General features: G+C 36.5%; 1 protein-coding gene. It reads right to left on the minus strand.

All coding sequences use genetic code 11. From position 1 onward, the window contains the following. Positions 1–872 (minus strand): hypothetical protein (locus ACXRVY_RS30385; RefSeq protein ID WP_458239126.1); only part of this gene is annotated, 872 nt, incomplete at its 3' end. Positions 873–1,177 lie beyond the last annotated feature (305 nt).

Genomic DNA, 1,177 nt, shown 5'->3' on the forward strand with positions numbered 1-1,177 from the left:
GTGTAGGATCGAGAAAACGCTATTTGTAAAACAATGTATGTGGACAGTAGAATTATTGCTCTAAGCTGTGGGGAATGTTCAGGCAAACTCTTCTTCAGCATGTTTTTTATTGATAGTTTTAAAGGTGTAATGAGAAAGAGGGTAATGGCAAAAATAAATGCAATTATTCCGTATACCTGCCAGAAAGAAAGTATGTTGTGCATATACGCGCCATGATTGCCAAAATCTCTGTGTATAGAGTTATAGCCACCCATGACTGGGTTTGCGGAAATATGGGATAAGCCTGCGTCGAATTGAATCATTCGCCCTATATATGAACCATCATTCGTGTAGTCCGTGCTGAAAAAAGCCAACATACGAGAACCTTCAGCATCGTTGGCTTGAGATGCTAGAAGCAAGATGAATCCCGCGATTGTTGCAGCAATGATAAGCGCGACTTTCCAACGAAAAGAGCTTTTCGTTAGTAATGGTAAAATAAAAGAAATTCCAAATAGAACCATAGAAGCTCGAGAATTTAGAAAGTATAAAGTCAGGAAGGATATTAGGAAAGTTCCGAGAAAAAGGCTGTTTTTTCTTTGTGTTGAAATTGTGATTATTGCGATTACTGCATATAAGTCTGCAAATATCAAATATATACTTCTTTTATCATCAATTGTTGATGAAAAATCGATGCTTAGTGTTTTGAAATCTAATACTGATAGATAAAACAAAGTTATCGCCAGCCAGGTAAAGAAAGGGGCTCGATGTTTTTGGGTTCTAAATATGTAAGTCATTACAAGCATGCCTATAATGAACCACGCGATGTTGTTTGCTAAGGCGCCCAGATTGTATTGAAAAAGCCCGCGCCCATAGCTGTCAATTCTATCACCCATAGAAAAATTCGTGATCTGCACTAATAGCATGTATGTGGTAAATATAAAAAAGGGTATTAGATATTTAAGTGTTTTCTTTGTAGGGGTGAGGTTTTTTCTGTACGGGGATGAAAAAATAGCGAAAATAGTGATTATAACGCCTGTTAGGGTGATAAATGATAAATATATAAGAGGTGCATAGCCATTTAGGCTAAGCCATAAATGAAATGGTATTAAGAAGAATACATAATTTATAAGAAAGGTAGATGAGTATAAGTATTTTAGCATGTCTGGCTGCTGTGCTTAATACTGGCTTGCCGATATAG

The organism is Pseudomonas sp. P5_A2_2 (assembly GCF_054177685.1).